The 25,555-nt window shown below is 44.6% G+C and carries 22 protein-coding genes; 19 read left to right on the plus strand and 3 right to left on the minus strand.

What is annotated here, in order from left to right; genetic code table 11:
- Positions 1-26 precede the first annotated feature (26 nt).
- The 6 genes from SALPA_RS17230 to SALPA_RS17255 all read left to right on the plus strand — a co-directional run bounded on the left by SALPA_RS17230 (position 27) and on the right by SALPA_RS17255 (position 7,083).
- A complete protein-coding gene (locus tag SALPA_RS17230; protein ID WP_145096706.1) occupies positions 27-1,343 on the plus strand; it encodes a nitrogenase component 1 in 1,317 nt (438 codons plus the stop codon).
- Between the two features lie 42 nt (positions 1,344-1,385).
- On the plus strand, positions 1,386-2,171 hold the full coding sequence (locus SALPA_RS17235; protein WP_145096707.1) for an ABC transporter permease: 786 nt from the start codon (positions 1,386-1,388) through the stop codon (positions 2,169-2,171).
- A 43-nt stretch (positions 2,172-2,214) separates the two neighbouring features.
- Positions 2,215-3,048, plus strand: coding sequence for an ABC transporter permease (locus tag SALPA_RS17240; protein WP_145096710.1), 834 nt, complete (start codon positions 2,215-2,217; stop codon positions 3,046-3,048).
- 39 nt (positions 3,049-3,087) lie between these two features.
- Positions 3,088-4,131: an ABC transporter substrate-binding protein gene (locus SALPA_RS17245; RefSeq protein WP_145096713.1), complete on the plus strand. Its 1,044-nt coding sequence runs from the start codon at positions 3,088-3,090 to the stop codon at positions 4,129-4,131.
- A 211-nt stretch (positions 4,132-4,342) separates the two neighbouring features.
- Complete coding sequence (locus SALPA_RS17250; RefSeq protein WP_145096716.1) at positions 4,343-5,389, plus strand: ABC transporter substrate-binding protein; 1,047 nt, start codon at positions 4,343-4,345, stop codon at positions 5,387-5,389.
- A gap of 227 nt (positions 5,390-5,616) precedes the next feature.
- Positions 5,617-7,083 carry a nitrogenase component 1 gene (locus SALPA_RS17255; protein ID WP_145096719.1) on the plus strand — a complete coding sequence of 489 codons (1,467 nt, stop codon included), beginning with the start codon at positions 5,617-5,619 and terminating at the stop codon, positions 7,081-7,083.
- A gap of 24 nt (positions 7,084-7,107) precedes the next feature.
- Here the strand turns inward: SALPA_RS17255 and SALPA_RS17260 are convergent, their stop codons facing one another.
- Positions 7,108-7,521 (minus strand): fibronectin type III domain-containing protein, encoded by a 414-nt coding sequence (locus SALPA_RS17260; RefSeq protein ID WP_145096722.1) that lies wholly within the window; start codon positions 7,519-7,521, stop codon positions 7,108-7,110.
- A gap of 131 nt (positions 7,522-7,652) precedes the next feature.
- On the opposite strand from SALPA_RS17260, the gene SALPA_RS17265 reads away from it, so the two are divergent.
- Positions 7,653-8,438 carry an ABC transporter permease gene (locus SALPA_RS17265; protein ID WP_145096725.1) on the plus strand — a complete coding sequence of 262 codons (786 nt, stop codon included), beginning with the start codon at positions 7,653-7,655 and terminating at the stop codon, positions 8,436-8,438.
- 137 nt (positions 8,439-8,575) lie between these two features.
- On the opposite strand, the gene SALPA_RS17270 is transcribed toward SALPA_RS17265, so the two are convergent.
- Both SALPA_RS17270 and SALPA_RS17275 read right to left on the minus strand, forming a co-directional pair.
- On the minus strand, positions 8,576-9,337 hold the full coding sequence (locus SALPA_RS17270) for an ABC transporter permease (protein ID WP_145096728.1): 762 nt from the start codon (positions 9,335-9,337) through the stop codon (positions 8,576-8,578).
- 27 nt (positions 9,338-9,364) lie between these two features.
- Positions 9,365-10,396, minus strand: a complete 1,032-nt coding sequence (locus tag SALPA_RS17275; RefSeq protein WP_145096731.1) for an ABC transporter permease — start codon at positions 10,394-10,396, stop codon at positions 9,365-9,367.
- Positions 10,397-10,974: 578 nt separating this feature from the next.
- Here SALPA_RS17275 and SALPA_RS17280 point away from each other — a divergent pair.
- The 12 genes from SALPA_RS17280 to SALPA_RS17340 all read left to right on the plus strand — a co-directional run bounded on the left by SALPA_RS17280 (position 10,975) and on the right by SALPA_RS17340 (position 25,428).
- The gene (locus SALPA_RS17280; protein ID WP_145096734.1) at positions 10,975-11,832 is read left to right on the plus strand and encodes an ABC transporter permease; all 858 of its coding nucleotides are present in this window, start codon (positions 10,975-10,977) and stop codon (positions 11,830-11,832) included.
- An 18-nt stretch (positions 11,833-11,850) separates the two neighbouring features.
- A complete protein-coding gene (locus SALPA_RS17285; protein WP_145096737.1) occupies positions 11,851-13,410 on the plus strand; it encodes a nitrogenase component 1 in 1,560 nt (519 codons plus the stop codon).
- Positions 13,407-14,747 (plus strand): nitrogenase component 1, encoded by a 1,341-nt coding sequence (locus SALPA_RS17290; protein ID WP_145096740.1) that lies wholly within the window; start codon positions 13,407-13,409, stop codon positions 14,745-14,747. Before SALPA_RS17285 ends, SALPA_RS17290 begins: the two co-directional genes overlap by 4 nt.
- Positions 14,748-14,781: 34 nt before the next feature.
- The gene (locus SALPA_RS17295) at positions 14,782-15,564 is read left to right on the plus strand and encodes an ABC transporter permease (RefSeq protein ID WP_145096742.1); all 783 of its coding nucleotides are present in this window, start codon (positions 14,782-14,784) and stop codon (positions 15,562-15,564) included.
- A 42-nt stretch (positions 15,565-15,606) separates the two neighbouring features.
- Positions 15,607-16,488 carry an acyl-CoA dehydratase activase gene (locus SALPA_RS17300; protein WP_145096744.1) on the plus strand — a complete coding sequence of 294 codons (882 nt, stop codon included), beginning with the start codon at positions 15,607-15,609 and terminating at the stop codon, positions 16,486-16,488.
- 161 nt (positions 16,489-16,649) lie between these two features.
- A complete protein-coding gene (locus SALPA_RS17305; RefSeq protein ID WP_145096747.1) occupies positions 16,650-17,675 on the plus strand; it encodes an ABC transporter substrate-binding protein in 1,026 nt (341 codons plus the stop codon).
- 37 nt (positions 17,676-17,712) lie between these two features.
- Positions 17,713-18,921, plus strand: coding sequence for a 2-hydroxyacyl-CoA dehydratase subunit D (locus SALPA_RS17310; protein ID WP_145096750.1), 1,209 nt, complete (start codon positions 17,713-17,715; stop codon positions 18,919-18,921).
- 34 nt (positions 18,922-18,955) lie between these two features.
- A complete protein-coding gene (locus tag SALPA_RS17315; protein WP_145096753.1) occupies positions 18,956-21,001 on the plus strand; it encodes a 2-hydroxyacyl-CoA dehydratase in 2,046 nt (681 codons plus the stop codon).
- Positions 20,970-22,181: a 2-hydroxyacyl-CoA dehydratase subunit D gene (locus SALPA_RS17320; protein WP_145096756.1), complete on the plus strand. Its 1,212-nt coding sequence runs from the start codon at positions 20,970-20,972 to the stop codon at positions 22,179-22,181. The genes SALPA_RS17315 and SALPA_RS17320 overlap by 32 nt, the downstream gene beginning before the upstream one ends.
- Positions 22,182-22,379: 198 nt before the next feature.
- Positions 22,380-23,399 (plus strand): ABC transporter substrate-binding protein, encoded by a 1,020-nt coding sequence (locus tag SALPA_RS17325; RefSeq protein ID WP_145096759.1) that lies wholly within the window; start codon positions 22,380-22,382, stop codon positions 23,397-23,399.
- Positions 23,400-23,417: 18 nt separating this feature from the next.
- Positions 23,418-24,440, plus strand: coding sequence for an ABC transporter substrate-binding protein (locus SALPA_RS17330; RefSeq protein ID WP_145096760.1), 1,023 nt, complete (start codon positions 23,418-23,420; stop codon positions 24,438-24,440).
- A gap of 310 nt (positions 24,441-24,750) precedes the next feature.
- Positions 24,751-25,428: a DUF1847 domain-containing protein gene (locus SALPA_RS17340; protein WP_145096763.1), complete on the plus strand. Its 678-nt coding sequence runs from the start codon at positions 24,751-24,753 to the stop codon at positions 25,426-25,428.
- The last annotated feature ends 127 nt before the right edge of the window (positions 25,429-25,555 follow it).

Consider the following 25,555-nt stretch of genomic DNA (forward strand, 5'->3'; position numbering starts at 1 on the left):
GCCTTATATTTTTTTGAGGTGATGAAATGGCGCAATATATTGAACAGGTACGACATGTATGCTCACTAGGGGCTTTGCAATCAGTGCTGGCCATTGAACGGGCGGTGCCTATTTTGCATGCCGGCCCCGGTTGCGGGCAAAAGTTATGGGGTGCTTTAGGTTTTCAAAATGGCTGCCAAGGCTCCGGTTATGTTGGCGGTCACTCGGTTCCCTGCACGAACATTGGCGAGAAAGAGGTTATTTTTGGCGGCAATGAGAGACTAAGAGATATTGTCGATAATTCTTTAAAAATCATTGATGCCGATTTATTTGTAGTTGTCACCGGCTGCACCTCCGACATTGTCGGTGATGATGTAGGTGAGGTGACCAGGCGATTTCAGGAGCAGGGTAAACCTGTCGTATATGCCGAAACAGGCGGCTTTAAAGGGACTAATTTTTTCGGGCATGAATTAGTAATTGATTCCATCATTGACCAATATTTGCAGCCGGCGAAAGATGTGCAGGCCGGCCTTGTAAATATTTGGTCGGTGGTTCCTTTCCATGATGCCTTTTGGGTAGGGAATCTGAAGGAACTTGAGAGTTTAATTTCGGAAATTGGTTTGACGCCAAATGTTATATTTGGTCCGGGGAAAGGGCTGGCATCACTGAATAAAGTGCCGCAGGCACAGTTCAATCTGCTGATTTCCCCCTGGGTTGGTCTGAAAAATGTGCAACACCTGGAGGAAAAGTTTAACACGCCCTATTTGCATTACCCGGTATTGCCGATAGGTCCGACTGAGACAGCGAAATTTCTCCGTACAGTAGGTAAGTATGCGGGCCTGGAAGAAAAACGGGTCGAAAAGGTAATTAGCAGACATGAGGCCGATTATTACTATTACATTGAGCGTTCAGCCGATGTATTGCTTGAGACCAGATTGCTGCCCCGGAGATTTGTGACCATTGCTGACAGTTTTTATGCAGTAGGTATTTCTAAATTCCTGGTTAATGATTTGGGGCTTTTACCAGAGACACAGTACATTACCGATGGGGTCAGTGAGGAGTATCAGGAAAATATCGCGGCAGAGTTCCAGAACTTTGTCGATGGCATTACTGCTAACGTGGTTTTTACCAATGATGGAGGAGTGGCGCATGAGGATATCCGGAAGATTAAATTCCGTGGCCGTCCTTTAATCTTAGGCAGTTCGTGGGATAAAGCGCTGGCTAAAGAACTCAATGGTTATCAGCTATCGGTATCCATGCCGGTCAGCGACAGATTGGCTTTAAACCGTGCGTATACTGGCTATCAGGGAGCGTTGCGGCTGGCAGAAGATATTTATTCCCTGGTACTGGCTGATTTCCAGTAACCCTATATGGCTGAATAATATAGCGACAGGAGGTTTGGCAATATGAATGAGTATATTAAAGAAGCAAAAGAGCACTTGATTGATATGTCCGGTATAGTGACATTCTTTGCTTTGTGGGAAATATTACCGCGTATTGGGGTTGTGGACGCACTATTTATACCACCTTTGTCTGTGGTATTGCAAACATTATGGCAATTGACTGCTGGTGGGGCGCTATTTTTGCACATTGCGGCCAGTTTGCAGCGAACTTTAATTGGTCTGGCATTGGCCGTAGGGACTGGCTTGCCCTTCGGTTTTCTGTTGGGAGGTGTTTATCCTAAGTTATCCCGGCAGCTGCGACCCTTGCTGCGCATGCTGGGGCAGATTAACGGATTTTCGCTGTTTCCCATTTTTATTCTATTCTTTGGGATTGGTGAAGGGGCAAAAGTCAGCATTATTTTCTGGTCAAGTATTTGGCCTATTTTATTTACTACGATTGCCGGCATTAAGCAGATTGATCCCTTATTGATAAAAAGTGCCCGTTCTATGGGGGCCAGCAGGGCAACTATTTTTTGGAAGGTAATTTTACCAGGAGCGGCGCCTGTCATTTTTACCGGGGTGCGTACCGGCGCAACCCATGCATTTCTCATGTTGATGGCTGCTGAGGTTATTGGTGCCAGTGCCGGATTAGGCTGGCTGATTCACAACTCGGCCATGAACAGCGTTATCCCTCGTCTCTTTGCCGGAGTTATCAGCATTGCTGTTCTCGGAGCCGCAATAACCTATGCATTGCATTACCTGGAAGAACTGTTAATTGACTGGAAGCCGGTTTCTAAAAATGAAAGTTAATTCACAGTTTTACTAATTTGCCGCGAATAGAGGAGGGAGAAGAATGGAAGGAACGTTAAAGAAAGTAGTCCTAAAAACCAAGGAAGGAGGTGAATACGGTAAGGCGCTTTCGGGGGTTCGGAGTTTACTAGTTGATAATTTGTCCATTATTGTATTTCTTATTATTTGGGAAGCAGCTCCTAGGGTGGGACTGGTACCACAAACGTTTATTTCGCCGCCTTCCATAGTATTAAGCACCCTATGGAATTTGTTGGCAGACGGCGTCTTGCTCATCCATGTAAAAGCCAGTCTGCTTAGGGCGCTATTCGGATTTGTGCTGGCAGCGGTGCTTGGTATTCCGCTGGGTTTCTTCTTGGGCGGCGGTTTTCACTTATTTGAGCGCATTGTGACACCGCTGTTGCGCTTATTGGCTGAGGTAAATCCCTTTTCGTTGTTTCCGGTATTCATTTTGATATTCGGCATTGGTGAAATATCTAAAGTTTCAATGATTTTTTGGGTGTGCTTATGGCCAATTTTGCTTAATACGATTACCGGTGTAAAGAATGTGGATGAGTTATTGATAAAATCCGCCCGCTCTATGGGGGTAAAGGCTGTAGACATGTTTTTCAAAGTAGTGCTGCCTGCAGCATCTCCTGGCATATTTCACGGCTTGAAAACAAGTTGCAATACTGCATTTTTTATGCTGATTGCCGCTGAAATGATTGGTGCCAGCAGTGGCTTGGGGTGGCTAGTGTTTAATGCCCAGAACAATTATCAAATTCCGAAGCTGTTTGCAACTACAGTCACGATATCTGCACTAGGGCTTTCGCTTAATTATTTGTTTGCAGAACTGGAACGCCGAATCATTAATTGGCAAGAAAGTGAGCCTGATTACTAATGTTTGTGTCAATAGTAAAAATAAAGGAGGCTACCTATTGTGGCAGATAAAAAAACAGTAAAATTGCTGATAACAGGAATTATCGGCGTAGTAGTGGCAGGAGCAATTGCCTATGGTGCGTATCAGGGCAATAATCCAGCCTCTGCCGGGGGGAATGGATCCAAAGCTGATGGCGATGGCTTGATCCCCCTTCGGACAATATCGCAGACAGCCTGCAGTTCCACGCCCTATATAGTAGCCGATCAATTGGGCTTTTTTAAAGAAGAAGGACTTAAAATAGTTTATACCGGAGATACGCAGCCCAATCAGATTATTCCCTCCATTCTGAACGGGAATAATGACCTTTACAACGCCCATCCCAATTCCCTTGCTGTTGCTATTGCCGGCGGTGCTAAGATCAAAGGGGTAGTGAAAGCCGGAATTGACCCCTTGCCGGAGCAAGACCCCAAACTGCGACATATGAATTGGTACATCAATCCGAATGTTACTCCGGAAATTAAGAACTTTGCCGACTTAAATAAGCTGGAAGGCAAGCTTAAATTCTCGCTCATTACCAACAATCAGTGCTCTGACTTCCTGGCAAATAACATTGCTGACCATAATGGGGTTCCTCGCAGTAAAATTGAGTGGGTAACTATGCCGGATGTGCAGGCTGTTCAGGCGCTGAAACAAGGGCTGGTAACTGTATCGGGTGTGCATCCGCCCTTCTACAAATTGATGGAGGATGCGGGCATGGTGAAGATCGCAGATAGTCTGGACGCTGGTTTTGGCCAGGCCGGCGGTGTCGGCTACTATTACTTTACTACTGATTTCATTGAGAAAAATCCTGAGGTTGTCCGCAAATTTGCGCGTGCTATAGTTAAAGCGCAAATATGGGCTAACGAACATCAGGAAGAAGCCCGCAAGCTGACGGAGGATTGGATCAAGGTGCCGGTCAGTGCCACGCACTATTATGCCGCAGATAAGGATATTAGTCCGGATATGGTCAAGCCGTGGATTGAGGATTTAGAAAATAGCGGAGTAATTCCTAAAGGGAAGGTTACGGTCGAAGACTTAGTTGATCTTAGGTTTACCGGCAAATAAAAGTAAAACTATATACGCTGATTGGTTGTTAAACTAAAGGCTGGCAGATATTCTTGGTAACGCGAGATTATCTTACCAGCCTTTTTCGTACATACAAGGAGGTGGTTTTTTACCGTTAAACATGTAAGAGTATTCCCTTCTATCGGGGCTGATCAGTGAATTAACTGAAGGCCACAGAAATAGCCAGCTATAACAAAGGAGGCTACGTATTGTGGCAGATAAAAAAACAGTGAAACTGGTGATAACAGGAATTCTTGGTGTAGTAGTGGCAGGAGCAATTGCCTATGGCGCGTATCAGGGCAATAATCCGGTTACTGCCGGGCAAAATGGAGGCCAAGCTGGCGACGATGGCTTGATTCCTATCCGGACAATATCGCAGACAGCTTGCGGTTCCACACCATGGGTAGTAACTGATCTATTAGGTTTTTTCAAGGAAGAGGGACTTAAAGTAGTTTATACCGGGGATACGCAGCCTAACCAGATTATTCCTTCGATTCTGAACGGAAATAATGATGTTAGCGGCGCTCATCCCAATTCACTTGCGGTCGCTATTGCCGGCGGCGCCAAGATTAAAGGTGTAGTGAAAGCCGGAATTGATCCCTTACCGGAGCAAGACCCCAAACTGCGTCATATGAATTGGTATATCAATCCGAATGTTATCCCGGAAATTAAGAGTTTTGCCGATTTAAATAAGCTGGAAGGCAGGATTAAATTTTCGATCATTACCAACAATCAGTGCTCTGACTTCCTGGCAAATAACATTGCTGATCATAATGGGGTTCCCCGCAATAAAATTGAGTGGGTGACTATGCCGGATGTGCAGGCTGTACAGGCGTTAAAACAAGGGTTGGTAACCGTGGGGGGTGTGCATCCGCCATACTACAAACTAATGGAGGATGCGGGCATGGTAAAGATCGCGGATAGTCTGGACGCTGGTTTTGGCCAGGGTGGCGGTGTCGGCTACTATTACTTCACTACTGATTTCATTGAGAAAAATCCGGAGGTTGTCCGTAAATTTGCACGGGCGATAGTTAAAGGGCAAAAATGGGCTAATGAACATCCGGAAGAAGCCCGTAAGATGACGGAGGATTGGATCAAGGTGCCGGTCAGTGCCACTCACTATTATGCCGGAGATACAGATATCAGTCCGGAAATGGTCAAGCCGTGGATTGAGGACTTAGAAAATGCCGGTGTAATTCCTAAAGGAAAGGTTACGGTAGAAGATTTGGTTGATCTTAACGTGGTTTACGGTAAGTGAACTCGTTTCAGCATAGCTGAAACATTGGGGATTCAGGTGGAGAGTCTACTCCACCTGAATTAACGCCGCCTGTAGCGGCGGGAGTTTTGACTCGCGCACTAAGATAAAGTAGTTGGAACAGTTCTGGAAAACGTATTATAGGTAAAGAAAAAAGGAATGCCTGCTGATTTTGTATTAGTTGGCATTCCGAATTTTTGAATATAAATAATGAGGAGGCTATGAAATCTATGGCAATTAACTTGAATCATTCAGAGGTGCCGACAAGGGAGAATAGACTGGGTTCCATTACTGGTTATCAAGGCACAATACGAGATTTGGTAGAGCAGGCTGCTTGTGGGTCGCTGCGCAATAAAGAGCGGTGCTTCAGCCAGGCCAGTGCTTGCAGTTCGGGCTGTGCCCAAGGTCAGCTTTCACGCATTGTAGATGCTGCAGTGGTCAATCATGGTCCGGTAGGCTGCGCCGCAGATACGGTAGCCGGCAACACTGTTAATAAGTGGGGGCAGCATATTCGCGGCTGGGAGCATAAAAATATCCAGCTGATCAATACAAACATGGTAGAGGAAGATACCGTTTTCGGCGCTGTGAATAAATTACGTGAAGCCGTTCAAGAAGCATATAAACGTTTTAATCCCAAGGCTATTTTTATTACTACTTCCTGCGTATCAGGAATTATTGGCGAAGATATCCAGAGTGTAATTGAGGAGTTGCAAGACGAAATCCCGGTCCCGATTGGTTCGGTACACTGCGAGGGTTTTCGTTCTAAGATATGGGCTACCGGCTTTGATGCAGCCTTCCACGCTGTTTTGACGACACTGGTCAAACCGCCGGAGAAAAAATCCAATACCGTAAACGTAATTAACTTTAATGGCAGTGCCCGTAAACAGATTGCGGAAATGTTGGCTCCTTTTGGGCTGGAACCGGTATTTTTACTGCCGTACAGCTCTGTAGAACAGTTAACACATCTATCTGAGGCTGTGGCGACGATTAGCATTTGCGGAACGTTAGGCAGTTACATTGGAAATGCACTTGAGCAACAATATGGTGTTCCCTATGTAAAAACCTTACAGCCTCATGGTCTTGCGGGGATGAACAGTTGGTTGCGCGGTTTAGGCGCGGTTATTGGTAAGGAGGCGGAAGTAGAGGAATATATTCGGCTGCAGGAAGAACGTATTGCCCCGGAACTGGCGGAAATACGGAGCCGATTGAAAGGCTGCAAAGCAGTTGTCGGCATGGGACCGAGTTTTGGGCAAAACTACATCCGGACATTGCGGGAATTGGGTATTGAGGTGATATGGGGTTCTACCTGGCATTTTGACCCTCAGCATGATAATGGTTCCTGCCCGGCATCCGCCCAATACTTAGCTGCGGGTGAGGACAATATTCCCGTAAGTGTGGCTGACCAGCAGAATTTTGAGATAATTAATTTGCTCAACCGTTTAAAGCCTGACCTCTATGTAGCCCGTCACGGCGGTACCACCGTATGGGCGACGAAATTAGGCATACCCTCCATCATGATCAATGATGAGTACACGGCCTACGGGTATCAAGGGTTGATTGACTTTGGCTACCGGATTGTTGATGCATTAACCAATCGCAGCCTTGCAAAGAACTTGGCTGCCAGAGTAAAACTTCCGTACACTGACTGGTGGCTGCAGCAAGACAGTTTTTCCCTGTTGCAGGAAGCAGCCCGGTAGTTTCTTTAGAATAAAACAAATGCCCTATTCCGCTGCTGTTACGAAGCTGCGCCATTCACTCCAGGTATTGCCGCAACCCACGCGGTAAAAATAGCTGGTTCCCGGTTTTAGCCTAGTAATTGTTGACGAATACAGTTGAATGGGTCCGGCAGGAGTCGATAGTCTTGTCGGTTCGGCCGTGATTGTTTTGACATCATACGGAGTGGAATGTTTGCTGGTGATTTCTGCATATTGCACATGGCAGTATTCCGTGTAGCAATCCATTCGCCAAGTAACGGTCAGGCTAGTCTGGGGATTATTCGTACATGTTATTTTGATTTGCTCAGGATAGGCAGTGGCTAAGGTTATATCGGAGCAAAAAGGGACACCGGGCAGGCCGGACAGGCTGGCGACTAAGGTTATAATCAGGGCAGCATGTTTGTACTTTAACCTAAACATAGTGATGGCCACTCCTTTTTAAAAAAGTCGGTTGTTTTATTATTCTTATTGTACGTACATACGGAGTGTAAGGGACATGCAAGATAAATACTTTGGTGTATATCTCTTGGAGGAAGTAGGCAGCTAGAAATATGAGGAAAGAAACCGTGAAAACTGGTATAAAATATATTGGTGATCAATTTATTAATAGCTTAGGCATTATGATGTTCTTGCTGGTGTGGGAATTTGCACCACGATATGGGTTAGTGGATAGACAGTTTTTTCCTCCTTTTTCGCAGGTCCTATTGTATCTTGGCAAGCTTGCCGCGAGTGGCGTTTTGTTCATCCATATAGCGGCAAGTTTGCAAAGAATTTTCCTCGGATTGGTACTGGCTGCGATTTTTGCAGTACCTGCCGGTATTATTTTAGGAGGCGTTTTTCCTGCTTTATCCCGGAACTTAATGCGACTATTCCGTCTGCTTGAGCAAGTAAATGCTTTGCCGTTATCTTTAATTTTTATTTTATTTTTTGGGATTGGTGAGCTTGTTAAAGTCTTCATTATCTTTTGGTCAACTATCTGGCCAATTCTTTTTACAACAATTGCCGGTGTTCGGCATGTGGATCCGCTCTATATTAACATGGCCCGTTCTCTTGGCGCCAATAGGCTGGAGATTTTTAGCAAAGTTATTTTACCGGCGGCGGCACCGGCCATTTTTACCGGTATACGATCTGGTGCAACCTATGCTTTTTTTATTCTCATTGCTGCTGAATCCATGGGTGCTTATTATGGTGTGGGACGCTTGATTCGCAGCTCGACCTTTGGCGCAGTTATCGTTATAGCTTTACTGGGAATGAGTTTGAACTACTTGCTGCATTCTATTGAAAATAGTTTTTTGGATTGGAAGAAAAATCTTCGCGACAATGATAGCGTAATCTAAACTGTACATGCTAAAAACCGGAAGCCGGATTCCTTGTTGTGAATCCAGCTTCTTGTTTTGTTTGTACAACAAAGATAATAATCCGATGTTTTTTTATAGTTCTGCTTTAATAATGACCTGATCTCCTGCCATACATGTTAGCAAGGTTCACTCCATACAATAATTTTCTTTTCCAGAAATTTTACAATGGAATCAATAGTAATGCTTAGTATGGCAATAACCACAGCACCGGAGAAGATCCACTCAATATTATAGTTCTCCTGGCTGTTTATAAGAAACCATCCCAAACCTGAACTTGATCCCATCATTTCGGCAGCAATGAGCAGAAAAAAAGAATATCCCGCACTCAAACGCAAACCAGTGAAAATGGATGGTCCTGCTGCCGGCAGCACGATCTTGTAAAACAGTGACCAACGCGTCAGGCCAAACGACCGGGCCGCTTTTAATAGGTCAGCGTCTACATGGCGGATTCCAGCAGCTGTATTGAATAAAACCGGCCAAATACAAATCCACGCAATAATCGCAAGCTTAGCAGCTTCGCCAATTCCCAGAAATAATATAATCACATGAAATAAAATATAGGGATTGGCCTGCGCCGCTATTTCAAACAAGGGTTCCAATGCGGTTTCTAGCTTGCGGAACCAGCCACCCATGACAAAACCTAAGGGAATACCAATTGCCACTGCAATCGCAAGCCCGCCGATGGATCGCTGCAAACTAATTGCAATATGAGGAACAAGCGTCCCGGAAATGAGCAGCTTGGCAATGGCTAGCAGTACAGTAGAAAAAGCCGGTATAAACATGGTATTGACCAGCCCGAACCAGGCTGACAGTTCCCACACCAAAATAAAAGTGATAATGGCAATCGTATTCGTAAACGCCTTTTTCAACACTTGCATGCAATCTTCCCTCCTAGTGAGTCCGCGTTAGTCACCGCCAACGTAATTCAATGTGTTATTTTCTTCCTTTTCAGTACAGCCTGGTAGATGCTGTTTCATGGTATGCTTTTCATGATTGACCTGAGGAGAAGTAGTTTCAATAAAGCGTTCTTTATTTAAACGGTTCACTTCGTGTCCGCCGGCAGCAATAATAAAAGCAAACAATAGTACCACAATGGATACATAGTATTCGTTGAACAACCTCGACCACTTTCCTTTACTATGGACTGGCGAAGCGGCGTCAAAGATTCCCACGGTTTCTTTCCAGAAAAAGCTGGTTTTTTCGATATGTAAAATGACTTTGTTAATAAAAATCCCCAATAATATTATAAAAGCGCCACCGGCATACATCCGCGGCACTTGAGAAAGCATTGCGGACGCATGCACCAGCCAGCCCAACCCGGCCTTTGCTCCTAGCATTTCGGCGGCCACAAGCATAAAAACTGCCATTTGTACGCTAATGCGTATGCCGGTAACAATCGTGGGCAAAGCGCCTGGTAATAGAATATCGCGCATTAAAACAAAATTAGAAACGTTCATCGACCGGGCTGTTTTAATCAACAACGGATCAACAGTGCGAATGCCCGTAATAGTATGAAACAAAATCGGCCATAATGAGACCAAAGCAATAATCATTAACTTCATGGCTTCACCAATTCCAAAAAACAACATAAACATGGGAGCCAGTGAAAACGGATTGACATTGCTTAAAAGTCGGAACAAAGGATCCAAATATTTGAGCACTCCCGGAAACCAGCCTGTCAAAATAGCGCCTGCGGGTACTGCAACTAACAAAGCTAGCAGCAGGCCCAGTGATGCTCGCCACAAACTCACAATCAGCTGCGGATACAGCAGGCCTTGCTCCCAAAGCTTATACCCGGCTGCTATTACCGCCGATAAAGGTGGTAAAAACTGCGCATCAGCCCAACCTACCCGCGGCGCGATTTCCCATAACAGCAGGAACAGAAACAGTCCTGAACCCCGTAATGCTACATTGCCTGCTGTGGTTAACAGTCCCATAATTTCACCTCCAACGTAATATCTCTGCTTGAAAGAAAATAATGTTAAATATAAAATTCAGATAAAAAAACAATAAAGCCAAAGAAGCTGCTTATAACAACTTCTTTGGCCTTCAGTTTTTTTTGATCAGCCGCCATACAAATTATGCGAATGATTTTTAATTTTAAGCTAAATTATAGCACGGTTTTCAAAATAGTCAAGGTTTTACTATAGCAATCTATGAGACTTAAAAACAAACATGAGGTCAGCGAATAGGTAATCCCAGTTCGATTTGAACATTGACACGTGTAGCGTAATGTGTTATTCTATCATAAAATATAGTACTTACAAACTTGAGTCTATTATAAGCGGTGTGCCGATCAGATAACAAACTGAAGGCCAAGGTTCATAACATGAGCCTTGGCCTTTTACTATTATAGCACCTAATAAGGGCTTTAGACTCATGACAAGGTATAGTATAAAAATATTGTTTTTTTTATTAATGAGTTGACCGGTGAAAAAACTGGAGACGAACAATAAGCGTCTTCAGTTTTTTATTTTCAGGCAGGAGTAAAAATCTAGGGAAAGGTGATGGCTAAATGATAGAACATGTAGTCAACAATTTTCGCAAAGTGTACAGAAAAAAAGTGCAGGTTACTTCAAATACCGGACTCAGTTGCAAAATACCCTTCGAGCCGTTAGTAACAGTATTAGAAAAGATCTTTGGTATTGTGCTTGTATTGCTGGTATGGGAGCTGATGCCGCGACTAGAGTTAATTGATCCGTTTCTTTTGCCGCCGTTTAGTGATGTAATACAAAGTTTATTTACTTTGGTGAGTACCGGCGAAATTTTTAAACATTTTTCAATTAGTATCAGCCGTTCTGTTACTGGTTTTTTTATCGGTATCGGGATAGCAATACCTTTGGGAGTTTTTATGGGCTGGTATGACAAACTGGAGGAAGTGGTAGATCCTTTAGTGCAGGCTTGCCGTAATTCTTCTGTGTTGGCTCTATACCCGGTATTCTTACTACTCTTTGGCATCGGTGAGGTTTCTAAAATGGCGATTATCATCTGGGGAACTATTTGGCCAGCACTGCTGAATACCATTTCCGGCGTGAAGAATACCGATCCACTGCTCATAAAGGCAGCCCGTTCTATGGGGGTATCCAAGTTGACACTGCTGTATAAGGTGATTGCACCAGCAGCGCTGCCCTCAATATTAACAGGTGTCAGACTGAGCGCGGCCAGTTCAATTCTAGTATTGGTAGCTGCTGAGATGATCGGTGCTAATGCTGGCCTGGGATTCATGATTTTTTACTTTGAAGAACGGTATGCGGTACCAGAAATGTATGCTGGCATCATTACCATGTCACTCCTTGGGGTTACCGTCAATTATCTGCTTGTTGCCCTGGAAAAACGCCTGACCGGTTGGAAAGAAAAGATAGTTAATGAATAGTAAAAGGAGGTACCAATAATGAGCTTATTAGAAGACAAAGTAGTACCAGGCCGGGAAAGCAGGCTGGAAGCCTGCATTGCTTATGGCGGTACAGCTTGCAGTTTAAAGGGTGAAAATAAAGGCTGCCTGAAAAACCAGGAGCGGGCCTTCTCGCAATCAGGACTGTGTCAATTGCTGCCAACAATGGGTATGCTGCTGACGTTGCCTGATACGGCAGTTGTTGTTCATGGTGCTATCGGCTGCGCGGCAAATGGTATCAGCACAGTCATTGGCATTCGGCTGCGAAATGTACAAAAAGGCAATCCCAATGCCAAAGAGGGAATATGGGTATCCACCAATTTGACCGAAAGTGATGTTGTTCATGGCGGCGAGGAAAAATTGGAGCAGACCATCCTGGAAACCTATGAACGCTATTCTCCCAAATCGATTGTGGTGTTTCAGACCTGCACGCCTTCGATTATCGGTGATGATGTGGCCAGTGTAATTGACCGGGTGCGGGATAAATTAGCTATTCCGGTGCTTGTCGCTTACTGCGAAGGCTTTAAAACCAAGGTTTGGGCAACAGGCTATGATGTCGCCTTTCATGCCATCGTACATGGCTTTATCGAAAGTGACAAAGAAGGCCGGCCGCCGCGGCGGGAACCTGGCAGTAAGCGCGAACGCCCATTGGTTAATGTGATCAATCTGGCTTCGGTGGGTAAGCCGGATGAAGATGAAATCACTAGACTGCTTAATGCTATCGGTATTGATGTTACGATTGGCCCCAACTTTGCCACCCGGGAAACCATCCGCAATATGACCCAGGCTGATTTGACGATTAGTGTCTGCCCTACTCATGATGACTATTTCATCGATTACCTTCACAAGGAATATGGTGTGCCCTATGTTTTAAAAGATATGCCAATCGGTCTGGAAAATACCAGAGCCTGGCTTTTAGATATTGCCAGCCATTTTGGATTGGAAAACCAGGCAGAAGCATTCATTGACGCAGAAGAAAAGAAGGTTTTGCAGGCGGTAGCCAAGTATACGCCGGCCTTGAGCGGCAAAACAGTATTTTTAAGCGCCGGTGAATTCAGGGCGTTGGTAACTGGCGCATTATTTCAGGAACTGGGGCTGGAGGTTGTCGGGGTTCGCTCTTATCATCACGATCATTTTGGTGAGGATTATTATGAAAAGCTGGTGAAAAACCAAAACGGTAAAAATTTCAGCGTCGACATTGCCAATTTTCAGCCCTTTGAGCTTACCAATCTCTTAAATAAACTTAAACCCGATTTGTTTATCGGACATGTAACCGATAATATTTGGGCGGCTAAACTGGGATTGCCCACAGTAACCATTTTTAGAATCTTTGACAGCTATATTGGTTACCAAGGCTTTTACGCAGTGGCCAAAAAAGCGGCGAGAGTTCTTAAAAACTTCTCCTTTAACCAGAATTTGGCTAAACATACTAAAAACCCATATAAGTTAAGTTGGTACGAAAAAAATCCATTTACCTTTATTAAGGTTCAGGAAGCTGCTCTGGCTTCAGAGCAAAATACGACGGAAACGCAAAAGAAAAAAGAGGTGGCCGCACAATGAGCAGCAACTTTATTGAAAAACCGCGGTATCAATGCGCGTTAGGCGGGGCGTTGGTAACAATAAACGCACTCAACCGGGCCGTTGCCATTGTACATTCGGCTCCTGGTTGTGCTTCGGCCGCTGATGGCGCGGCCAAATCCGGCAGTGGCTATTGGGGAACCAGTTATTGCAATGGGCGGGCTACGCCAAGTACCAATATCTTAGAAAAAGAGGTAATTTTTGGCGGTGAAAGCCGGCTGGCCGAGCAGATTGAAAGCACCTTGGATATTGTTGATGCCGATCTGTATGCGGTAATTACCGGCTGCATGACAGATATTATCGGGGATGATGTTGCTTCTATCGCCGGACGCTTCAAGGCTGAGGGGAAGCCGGTGGTAGTTGCTGAAACCGGCGGTTTTAAAGGCAATTCCGCCAATGGCTATGATTTGATTCTGTCAGCATTGATCGCTCAGGTTGTGGAGCATGGTCTGGAGAAGGTTAGCAATCAGATTAACTTGCTGGGCCTTATTCCAGCACAGGATGTATTTTGGCGGGGAAATCTGCTGGAGTTAAAACGAATACTGGAAGATATAGGCTTGCAGGTAAATACCTTTTTTAGTCCATTTGATGATTTGGCGTCGTTGAAAACCTCTTCCCAGGCAGCTTTAACTATTGTTTTGTCTGATGTATACGGCTTGGGAGCGGCTCAAGCCTTTGAGGAAATTCACGGCATTCCGTTTGTAACTATACCGCTGCCGATCGGACCTACCGCTACCAAAGAGTTTTTGGAGGAGCTTACCAAGCATATTGTGATCGATCAGGCTGCTCTGACAACGGTAGTGGAGCGGGAAACGGCAGGCTATTATGCTTATTTGCAGCACGTAGCCGAGTTGTACAATGATTTGGATTTGCAGCGTTTTGCCATTGTGGTGGGCGATGCCAATTACAGTTATGCACTAACACGGTTTATTACCGATGATTTTGGTTGGATTCCCTACTTTGTCGCTGTGACTGATATCCTCGACGATGCCGGTAAGGCCAAGGTAGCTGAGCGGTTTTCTATATTGCCGCCAGAACTGCGTCCTACGCTGATTTTTGAAACCGATACCAGCCGGATTGCCGCTGCCTTGCGGGCCAAAGTGGCTGACGAAACAGATGAATATAGTTCGCCCATCAGTCCTGCCTTTGTGCTTGGCAGCACCTGGGACCGGCCATTGGCGCAGGAATTTAAAGCCGGATTTCTTAGTGCAACCTATCCAATTACGAACAGGGTAGTAACTGATCAGGCGTATGCGGGCTACCGTGGCGGCCTTAGGTTAGCTACTGATATTTTAAGTACATTAATCAGCAATCGGTAAAAGACACAGCTAGTGATACAAAGGAGGTGAAATCGTGTTACATGCCTACTGGGAAAAAAGCGGGAAAGTCCTAAAAAAGGTAATTGCCATTGGAATTGTTGTTGTGATATGGCAGCTTTTGCCGTCAGCAGGTTTCATTGATTCCCGTAGCTTACCCGCCTTCAGTGAGGTTATCAAAAGCTTGCTGGAGCTTGTGGTGTCAGGTGCATTGCTTACCCATGCACTGGCAAGTTTTCAACGCTCAGTAGTGGGGTTTCTCGTGGCAGTAATCCTGGCGATTCCCCTGGGAATCTTTATGGGATGGTTTAAGCGGGTTGAAAGAATTGTCGATCCGTTGATGCAAGTATGCCGGAATACGGCGACACTGGCACTGTACCCGGTATTTATCCTGATTTTTGGACTAGGCGAGGTATCTAAAATCGGGATTATATTTTGGGGCTCCATCTGGCCGATTTTGATTAATACCATCGAAGGTGTTAAAACAGTGGACCCGTTGCTGGTAAAGGCGGCACGCTCGATGGCTATATCCAGACTAAAGTTGTTTACTAATGTTATATTACCGGCAGCTGCGCCGTCCATTCTTACAGGACTTAGAATTAGCGCTACTCGCTCGCTTATTATTTTGGTGGCTGCAGAAATGCTGGGTGCCAGTGCCGGGTTAGGCTTCTTAATCTTCGATGCCCAGCACAAATATGAGCCGGAAAAAATGTACGCCGGTATTTTAGTATTGATTATTTTGGGGATGTCGCTTAATTATCTGATTGTTAAACTGGAACACTATCTTACCCGCTGGAAAGGAACGGTCGAAACTGTCTAGGGAAAACTAGCGTGATTATGAAAAAATTGAGGAGTGAACAAAATGAAAAAACTAGTGGATGTTATTGATAAAAGAGTAATTGGTACTCTTACTAATGATACAGTTCTTGGTGTTGATATTGGATCACGGACAGGTAAGGCAGTGTTATTGACAGACGGCAAGCTGTACACAGCTATTACTCCAACCGCAGTATTTACTCAGCAGACTGCTGATAAACTGGTTGACAGACTACTGAAACAAACCGGTTTAGAGCTTTCAGATATTCAGTATATCGTCGGTACCGGCTATGGCCGGATATCCCTTAATTTTGGCGATATTCCCAATAAAATTGTTACAGAAATCTCCTGCCATGCCATGGGAGCCCATGTACTTAATGCCGATGTACGGTCAATTGTAGACATTGGCGGACAAGACTCTAAAGCAATAAGAGTAGACCCGAAAAATGGCAAAGTGGTGGAGTTTATTATGAATGACAAATGTGCTGCCGGTACCGGGCGGTTTTTGGAAAAGGTAGCACAACTTCTGGATCTAACTACTGAAGAGCTGGGGCAGGAAGCGCTGAATGCGACTAAGCCTTCCGATATTAGCAGCCAATGCGTTGTATTCGCGGAATCGGAAGTTATTTCACTGAAAGCCAAAGGTGAGAAACGGGCCGATATTGCCGCAGGTATTCATATTGCGACCGCCCGCCGCATCCGTAATCTGTTTAATCGCATTGGTCTGGAGCCAGACTTAGTATTTACTGGTGGGGTATCTAATAATGCCGGAATGAAAAAGGCTGTTACCGAAGTGTTAGGTCACGCTATCAGTGAAGTCAAACTGGATACCATTTACGCGGGGGCCTTAGGCGGGGCGATTATTGCCCAAAAAAGCCTGGCAGCAGCCAATGCTGAAAAAGAAGAATTATCTGCGTCGGCAAGTTAGCAAAAAGGTTAGTATACCAAGGCGATCTTCTTGACATTTCATACAGTAGCTGATCAGCTATCAAACTGAAGGCTAGAGTTTTATTACTCGTAGCTTCTGTTGAAAATAGTAGCGATCTACTCTTCTATACACAAAATATTGAAACATATGGAGGCATTGTAATGAGAACTAAATTCAGAAACACCGGGCAGGCTGTGAGCATTGCTATAATCATGATTTTGGCGCTATCCCTCTTGCTTGCCGGCTGCTCTAAGAATCAGGAATCTAAAAAGGCGGCTGCTGACACCAATGGGAAACAGTTAGATATCATTCGCGTGCCTGTCACGGCCGATGTAACCCGCCCCGATGTTTTTATGATTGCCGAAGACTTAGGGTATTTTGCGGAAGAAGGCATTAAGCTGGAATATGTAGGGGTTATACCATCACCTCAATTGGTTGCTTCTGTGGTGGCAGGAAAAATTGATGTTGGTGCTGCTCATATTAATAGAACCATTGCTGGAATTTCGGCAGGGGCCAAGATCAAAGCCGTAGTTGCCGGCACTGAAACTACCCAGGAAATTCCCCATATGGTGTATGTAACACTAGATAACAGTCCAATCAAAAATGCTCAGGACATGGTAGGAAAAAAAGTGGGCATTCCGACAATTGGCGGTTGCAATGAATATACACCGTATGCCTATTTAATGAAAAATGGCGTACAATCCCCCAAAGGCAAGATTGAAGTCATTATTATGCCGGAAGCCAATCTTGAACAGGCTTTGCGGCAAGGAGACATTGATGTTGCCGGGTTCCATAAAAATCCTAATTTTTTAATGGCACGCGGTGGCCTGAAAATACTATTTACCGATTATGATGTTTTTGGCACAGTTGGTGGTAATACACCATTTTATTTCTCGGAAAAATTCATTAAAGAAAAACCTGATGTGGTTAGGCGTTTTGTAAAAGCAGTGGCCAAGGCCAATGACTGGGCTGACACGAATCAACAACAGGCTATTGATATTACTGTCAAAAAAGCCAATGTTGATGCCAAATTGTTACGAAACGGCTATTTTGCCCCCAAGGGAATTATTCAACCGGAAACAGCAACCATATGGATTGATTTGTTGAAAGAGTTTGGCGAAATAAAAAGTGATATAAAACCGGAACAAATTTTCACTAACGAATTTAACCCGTATAGCAACCTTTAATGCAATAATTGATATTTGGAAAGTGAGGCATACATGTATGGACATTGAAGATATTCAGAGTCCGCGGGATTATTTGATATACAGCAAAAATGAGGTACATCCTTACTCACCGGCTATTGGTAAATTACTAGATCTATCAACATCTTATGTATCTGATGCTGAAAAAGCACATGCAGAAGGGAAAATCAATGCTGTCTGGTCCAGAGCTACTGGCTGGGAGATACCATTGGTTTATGCTTCTGATATAATTCCAGTGGCATATAGTGAGATGGGGCGGCTAAGTGACATAGAATCAGTCACAATTGCCGAGGATTATTACCAGTTTCCACAAGAAACCTGCTCAATGGTAAAGTGCACTGTTGGGCAATGGCACAAACGTCGCGGCAGCGGCATCAAAAAAATTATTGGTGCCAGTGTGGCCTGCGAGCCATACAATCTGGCCTGGGAATTAATGAGAAATGAAGGTTATGATGTTCATTCTATTGATGTTGTTTATCGGGCGCCTGGCGTTAAAGGGGAGCGACTGGAGCAGTTAGTCAAGTTTTTAATTGAGCAAATTCATGAAACGGCAGAATGGTTGACAGGCAGCCGGGAAATCAATGAAGAAAAATTGAAAATTGAAATTCAAAGAAAGAACCGCTTAATTAGTAAGGTACGCAGAATTTTGGAATTGCGCATCAAAAATCCCTTTTATATGCGCAGTCTGCCCTCAATTTACTTACTTACCGGATTAAACACTTATTTTGGCAAACCGGTAGAATATGAAGCCATGCTGGATGAATTAATCAGAGAATTGGAAACAGCGCCTGTTGATGAGCGGGATTTAAATAAAGTGATTCCGCTGGTCTGGGTAGGCAGTGCCGGACAGGAATTTGGCATTTATGAAGCCATTGATCAGTCTGGCGGTGCATTACTCGGTTTTCGTGGTTACCCCTTTAATAATTATGATGAGACATTGCCGCCGGTGGAAGCATTAGCGCGGCATGTGCTCGGGAATCAAGATGCAGGGGCTTCCATTTATGTGCAAAAAGTGATTGAGCAGGAGCTTAAAAAAGTTAAGGCCAGAGGGCTGGTTTTGTATGGTTATCTTGGCTGCTCATATGGCAGTGTAGCCCGGGAAATGTGGCGGGAGTATTTTCATAAACGGGGTTTCCCAAGTATTAACATTGAAGGCACATTTCAGGTTGGGCCACCCACCGGGCAAATCCTAACAAGGATTAGGGCGTTTGTAGAAATGCTGGCCTAGGTATGAGGCGAATAAAGCAAAGGAGCGAAGGAATATGAAAATAGCAGAAGTAATTGATCAAACACTCATTGAGAATCTTACCGGAGCAACGGTAGTGGGAATAGATATTGGCTCAAGAACAGGCAAAGCAGTGTTATTCACAGGTGATGAGCTATATGCCGTACAAACCCCCACCGGGATTGAGATGCAGGAAACCTCAGATGAATTGTTGGCAGAGCTATTAGAAAAATCCGGTCTGAAACGATCAGACATCAGCTATATCGTAGGCACCGGCTACGGGCGGGTAGCGATGAGCTTTCCCGACATACCGCACCAGATTGTGACCGAAATTTCGTGCCACGCAATGGGAGCGCACTACCTGAATGCCGGCATTAAAACCATTATCGACATTGGCGGTCAGGACTCTAAGGGCATAAAAGTCGATCCGGAAACAGGCAGAGTGGTCGAATTCGTCATGAATGATAAATGCGCGGCCGGTACCGGACGGTTTTTGGAAAAAGTAGCCCAGCTGTTAGATTTGGATTTAAGCCAACTGGGAGAAGCGGCAGTTAAAGCAGCCAAACCCTCCGAAATCAGCAGCCAGTGCGTAGTATTTGCCGAATCAGAAGTCATCTCACTGCGGGCAAAAGGAGCTACCCCGGAAGACATCGCCGCCGGAATTCACATGGCTACCGCCCGGCGGGTGCGCAACCTGATAAGCCGTATCGGTCTTGAACCTGGTCTGGCATTCTCCGGCGGAGTTTCCAACAATGTTGGCATGAAAAAGGCGATCGAAGACCTGCTGGAGCATCCGATCAGTGAATTTAAGCTGGACGCCATCTACGCCGGCGCGTTGGGAGCAGCGGTCCATGCACAGAACTATCAGGCAACAGGATATCGCGGCGACCAGGAGGATAACAGCGGTTTCAGCTTGGATTTAACCGACCTGGAAAACCGGATTGCCAAACAACAAGAATCCATCATCACCGGCGCTGACGGGAAAAAGAAAGTAGGCTATTTGTGCACCTATACGCCGCTGGAACTTATCAATGCAGCTGGTGTGAACCAACTGCGACTATTCAAAAAAGGCAACACGGAAATTGTTGCCAGCGGTGAGCAAATCACCCAAAGCGTTTTCTGCGACTTTACCAAGAGCATACTGGGAGCCTTCAAAGAAGGCGACCCCTTATACAAATCGCTGGATAAGGTCTATACCTTCTATACCTGCGACTGCATAAAGAAAGTAGGGGAAGCCATCGGTGACTTCTTTGCTCCCACCGATATCTATATCCTGCCTCGTTTGCGGCAAAAAGAATCTTCAAGAGATTACTACCGGACAGAAATCCTGAACTTTAAAGAAGACCTGGAAAGCTTGTCCGGAAATACCGTAACCGAAGAAGCCGTACGGGAACAAATCAAAATTTACAACAAAGTGCGGGCGGTATTAAAACAGATATCTGACCTACGGAAACGGGAAAACCCGCCAATCAAAGGCAAGGACTTCTTAGACCTCATCAAAGGCTACTACTATCTGCCACCGGAAGAACTGCTGATTTTGTACCAGGAAATCTATAACACCCTGGCGGCAGTGCCAGACCAAGGGCGCAAACCCATCCGGCTGATGATGGCGGGCGGAGTAGTGGCTGACGGTGATCGGCGGCTGCTGGAACTGATAGAAGATACCGTGGGAGCACGGGTAGTAATTGAAGACCATTGCACCGGTTCCCGGAATGTAAGCTTCCAGATTAACGAAGATGGAGACCCCTATCAAGCCTTAGCTGAAGGCTACCTGGACCAATCGCCTTGCACCCGGATGAAACCGCTGCAAGAGCGTGTCACTATTTCCGGTGACTTGGCACAGGAATACAAAGTAGACGGGATTTTGTATGTGTACCTCAAATTCTGCCCATGCTACGGACAAATTAAGCACGAATTTTTCCGGCATTATCAAAAACTGGGGATACCAGTCCTGGAAGTACCGGTAGACTATTCAGCCAGTGACCAGGGGCAGTTGAAAACCAGACTGGAAGCCTTTATTGAGGTGTTGGGTGAAAGAGGGGGGATTACAAATGCAGATCGAGGAAGTTCAAAGCCAGCGTGATTATGTAGAATATTGTAAAACAGTTCACAGCTATTCACCAGCTGTCAACAAGCTATTAGATTTATCGGCGTCATATGTTTCAGATGCCGAGAAGGCTTACCAGGAGGGACGGAAGAAAGCCATTTGGAGCAATGGGTATGGCTGGGAAGTACCGCTGATTTATGCATGTGACACCATACCTGTGGCTTTTGGCGAGATGGGGCGATTAAGTGACAAAGAGGTTATGCTGATTGCCGAAGACTATTACCAGTTTCCGGTGGAGACCTGCTCAATGGTGAAATGTACGGTGGGTCAATGGCATTTGCGGCGCAATACCAGTACTATAAAACGCATACTTGGTAATGGTTCAGGCTGCGAACCGTTCAATCTGGCCTGGGAAATCATGGAGCGGGAAGGGTATGATGTGTACAGCAATGATGTTGTATATCGCGGACCTACCGTGGAAGGGAAACGGCTGGAGGAGTTAGTTAAATTTTTTGTTGAGGAAATTTATGATGTGGTTGAGTGGCTTACTGGCAGCCGGAAGCTTGATGAAGATAAGCTCAAGGTTGAAATTCAGAGAAAAAACCGTTTGCTGAACAAACTCCGGACAGTTCTTGAATTAAGGCGGCAGCATCCATTTTATGTACGCAGTCTGGCAACCATATTGATGCTGAATGTCGGCTTAAACAATTATTTTGGTAAACCAGAAGAATATGAAGCAGCCATTGATTTATTAATCGAGGAATTGCAAAATACGCCGGTCAACGCAGCCGATCTAAAGAATGTTATTCCATTAGTATGGGCAGGGGGAACAGGTCAGGAGTTTGGCATCTATGAGGCTATCGACCAGGCAGGGGGTGCACTTTTAGGACTCCGCAGCGTTCCGTTTAAACAGTATCGGGAAGATATCCCGCCAGTGGAATCGTTGGCCAGATGGTTATATGACAATGCAGGCGCAGGTGCGGGCGTATATGCACGCAACGTACTGGAGCATGAAGTTGATAAGCTAAATGCTCGGGGCTTGATTCTCTATGGATATATCGGCTGCTCTTTTGCCAGTGTTGACAGGGAAATGTGGCGCAAATATTTCCATGAGAAGGGTATACCAAGTATTAACCTGGAAGGATCGTTCCAGACCGGAGCACCCAGTGGTCAGGTACTTACCAGGATAAAAGCCTTTGTAGAGATGCTTGCATAGAAGACCTGAAGGAGTGAGGAATATAAAAATAAAAACATAAACAGTGTAACCGATCAGTCATTGAGCTGAAGGCTAAGATAAAATTCTTGGTCTTCAGCTTTGTTGTTATTGCAGAAATAAAAGGAGGAATGTAGGGTGAAGGAAAGGCCATTAATACGAATTTGAACTGTTGAGAAATTTAGTAAAGGGTGGGGTTAGGTGAAAGGAAAAAATAACGTCAAGCATATAACAATTGTTACAGTTTTAGTGATTTTTTTAATGTTTGTATTTGGATGTGCTAATAATAAGCCAACAAAAGCTGTTGGTGAAATCCAAGAAAAACAACCGGATGTTATCAGAGTGGCTACTCCTGTTGAAACTACCAGCCCTTCTATATATTACATTGGCGAAAAACTAGGTTTTTTTGCTGAAGAAGGGATCAAATTAGAATATGCAGGTGTTGTTCCCTCCACCCAGTTAGTTGCTTCAGTTGTAGCAGGAAAACTTGATGTGGGCGGTGCCCATGTCAATAGGACAATCGCCGGAATTTCCGCTGGTGCCAAAATCAAGGCGGTGGCAGCGGCCAGTGAAACTACTTTAGAGATGCCTCACATGGTATTTGTCACCTTGGATAATAGTCCAATAAAAAATGCCCAGGACATGGTAGGAAAAAAAGTAGGCTTGCGTACCGTTGGTGGGTGTAACGAGTATACTCCGTACGCATACCTGAAAAAGGCTGGCATAACTGATCCTAAAAATAAGATCCAAATTATTACTATGCCGGATTCCCAATTGGAGCAAGCTCTGCGTCAAGGAGACATTGATATAGCTGGACTGCACCAGACCCCGGACTTTATTGCCGAACGTAAAGGAATGAAGGTATTGTTTACTGATTATGATGTTTGGGGAACTATCGGCGGGGGAACGCCGTTGTATTTTTCCACGAAATTTATTGCTGAAAAACCGGATGTTGTTAAGCGGTTTACTAAAGCAGTGGGGAAAACGAACAATTGGATAAATGCAAATCCGCAGCAAGCGGTTGAAATTACTGCAAAACAAGCTAACAGAGATATTGCATTAGTAAAAAGGGGTTACCAGGCCCCCGATGGCGTTATCAAAGAAGAAACAGTAACAGTATGGATTGATTTGCTAAAAGAATTTGGTGAAATAAAAGGCGACATAAAATCAAATCAAATTTATACAAACGAATTTAATCCGAATGCTGGCAAATTAAAGTAACATAGTTTGGAGGAAGTGATGAAGTTGCAAGAAAAGATCCGGGGTAGGCTGATAACAACAAGCATTGCAATGCTTGTTGTGTTAACATTGTTGGTAGCTGGCTGCTCAAAGCAGCAGCAGGCAAGTACTGTTGGGGAAAGTGGCACAAAGCAGCCAGATATTATTCGAGTGGCTACTCCTACCGCACCTACAAGTCCGTCCATTTACTATGTTGGGGAGGAACTAGGCTTTTTTGCGGAACAAGATATAAAAATTGAATATGCTGGTGTTGTTCCTTCTACTCAGTTGGTGGCCTCGGTTGTGGGGGGAAAACTTGATGTGGGTGGCGCTCATATCAACAGAACTATTGCCGGGATCTCTGCCGGGGCGAAAGTTAAGGCAGTAGCGGCAGGTACGGAGACCAGCCAGGCTATACCACATATGGTGGGTGTAACTACTAAAAACAGCCCAATAAAAACAGCCCAGGACATGGTTGGAAAAAAAATCGGGATACCGCTTATTGGCGGCTGCAATGAATATACGCCCTATGCCTATATGAAAAAAAATGGCGTAGATGATCCTAAAAGCAAGGTACAGATCATTGTTATCCCCGAAGTACAGCTGGATCAGGCTTTACGTCAGGGCGAAATTGATCTGGCCATGCTGCATAAAACTTCTGATTTCATCAAGGATCGGGGCGAATTTACCGTTCTATTCAGCGACTACGATGTATGGGGAACTATTGGCGGCAATACGCCTGCCTATTTTTCTGAAAAGTTTATTAAAGAAAAACCTGATGTAGTCAAACGCTTTGTGGCAGCCGTGGCCAAAACCAACAACTGGTGCAATGAAAACCCGCAAAAAGCCATAGAAATTACCGCTAAACGAGCCAACGTTGACCCCAAGACAGTTAAACCTGGTTACTATGCTAAAGATGGTATCATTTTAGATGAAACGGTTACTGTTTGGATTGATTTGCTTACTGATTTTAATGAGATTAAACCCGGTATTAAGCCGGAACAAGTTTATACCAATGAATTCAATCCAAATGCCAGGAACTAATTAGGTGGCTGCAAAAGTTCATCCCCTATCGGCAAAAGAGTTAACAGACTGAGGGACTTCATGCTTACCCAGCAGCAGCTTGACGAAGCCAAACGTTATGCCCGGGAGCCACAAGAATGAACTAGACAAATAATGGCTAAGTATGATATAGTAATAACAGTGTTCAATTATTGAATATGGAAATGATAGTCATACTATTAATTTTATACTATAAGATAGCTTGGTTGATCAGACGTACTGAAGACCGGGGATGCTTGCACATCTTCGGCTTTTTTATTTATAGCAGAAGCTACAATGAGGAGGCGCTATTATGGGGAAAAAAGAAAGCATACAGAATTTAAGCTGCACGGATTGTACTATTTACAATTGTCGGAGCAAGAGTAAGGAGTTTCCCGGATTTTGTTTAACCACAAAGGATAATGAGGGACATTCGATTGCCGATGATATTGAAGAAATTAAGCAGCATTTGCAAGGCGACGACCAGGATGCTATTGTAGCCAGAGCATCGGCGCAGGTAGAAGGAATTTTTTATGGCAAACTGACTCGGGTTGAGGAAGTTATTGAATTTGCCAATCGTATTGGCGCCAAAAAAATTGGTATTGCTACTTGTGCTGGTTTGATTGAGGAAGCTAAAATTTTTGCTAATATATTGGAAGCTAATGGTTTGGAATATTATAGTGCTATTTGCAAAGTCGGTGCTGTAGATAAAACGGAAATTGGTGTACAGGAGGAGCATAAACTAAGGCCTGGTAATTTTGAAGCCATGTGTAATCCGATATTGCAGGCTAGAATACTGAATTACCAGAAAACAGACTTGAACGTTATTATTGGTTTATGTGTGGGACATGATTCGCTGTTTATAAAATACTCGGATGCATTGGTTACTGCGCTGGTTGTAAAAGACAGAGTGACCGGTCATAATCCGGTAGCAGCGTTGTACACGGCTCACTCGTATCATAAACGGCTGTTGCAGAAAAAAGAAATATAAGGTGAGATACTTTACAATAAGAGACATATACTTTATAATACAATCATAATATGTAGTAGAATAGTTTTGAATAATACATGTCAACCAATCAGCGGTTGACGGCTGACTGGTTAGTATACTAGAGGCC

Origin of the sequence: Sporomusa sp. KB1 (assembly GCF_007830295.1) — a bacterium.
Lineage (GTDB): Bacteria > Bacillota > Negativicutes > Sporomusales > Sporomusaceae > Sporomusa.